Source organism: Streptomyces sp. NPDC050433 (genome assembly GCF_044458565.1).
GTDB lineage: Bacteria > Actinomycetota > Actinomycetes > Streptomycetales > Streptomycetaceae > Streptomyces.
Window position 1 is genome coordinate 1,277 of the sequence record NZ_JBITIB010000066.1, and the last position, 1,265, is coordinate 2,541.

Below are 1,265 nucleotides of genomic sequence, written 5' to 3' on the forward strand. Positions count from 1 at the left end.
AGGTCGGGGAGTTCGTCGGCTTCCGGGATCCGCCAGGGCTCGGAGCCGTTGGCGAGATACCCGTCGGACAGCAGGAACACCGGGGTGCGGTAGGTGACCGCGATCCGGGCCGCCTCCAGCGCCGCGTCGAAACAGTCCGCCGGAGTCCGCGGCGCCACGATCGGGACGGGTGCTTCGCCGTTGCGGCCGTACATCGCCTGGAGCAGATCCGCCTGCTCGGTCTTGGTCGGCAGCCCGGTCGAGGGACCGCCGCGCTGGATCGCCACCACCAGCAGCGGCAGCTCCAGCGACACCGCCAAACCGATCGTCTCCGACTTCAGCGCCACACCCGGCCCCGACGTCGTCGTCACCGCGAGGGAACCACCGAAAGAGGCGCCGAGCGCCGCACCGATCGCGGCGATCTCGTCCTCCGCCTGGAAGGTCCGCACACCGAAGTTCTTGTGACGCGACAGCTCATGCAGGATGTCGGACGCCGGAGTGATCGGGTACGACCCCAGATACAACGGCAGATCCGCCTGCCGGGACGCGGCCACAAGCCCGTACGACAACGCCAGATTCCCCGAGATGTTCCGGTACGTACCCGCCGGGAACGCCGCAGTCGCCGGAGCGACCTCATACGACACGGCGAAGTCCTCGGTCGTCTCACCGAAATTCCAGCCCGCCCTGAACGCCGCCACATTCGCCTCGGCGATACTCGGCCTCTTCGCGAACTTCGCCCGCAAAAACGCCTCAGTGCCCTCCGTGGGGCGGTGATACATCCACGACAGCAGACCCAGCGCGAACATGTTCTTCGAACGCTCGGCCTCCTTCCGCGACAGACCGAACTCCTTCAGCGCCTCGATCGTCAGCGTCGTCAGCGGCACCGGATGCACCTGATACGCCTGAAGCGACCCGTCCTCCAGCGGCGACGTAACGTAGCCGACCTTCGCCATCGGACGCTTCGTGAACTCGTCCGTGTTCACGATGATGTCCGCACCACGCGGCACATCACCGATGTTCGCCTTCAGCGCCGCCGGATTCATCGCGACCAGCACATTCGGCGCATCACCGGGAGTCAGGATGTCGTGGTCCGCGAAATGCAGCTGGAACGAGGACACACCCGGCAACGTCCCGGCAGGCGCCCGGATCTCCGCGGGGAAGTTCGGCAGCGTCGACAAATCGTTCCCGAACGACGCCGTCTCCGACGTGAACCGGTCACCCGTCAGCTGCATACCGTCACCGGAATCACCCGCGAAACGGATGACCACCCGATCCAGACGACGGAC

1 protein-coding gene is annotated in these 1,265 nt (G+C 66.4%); it reads right to left on the reverse strand.

Annotated features, from left to right (window positions below):
* On the reverse strand, positions 1 to 1,265 hold a 1,265-nt coding region (locus tag ACIBLA_RS37535; protein WP_399201143.1), incomplete at both ends, for a 2-oxoacid:acceptor oxidoreductase family protein.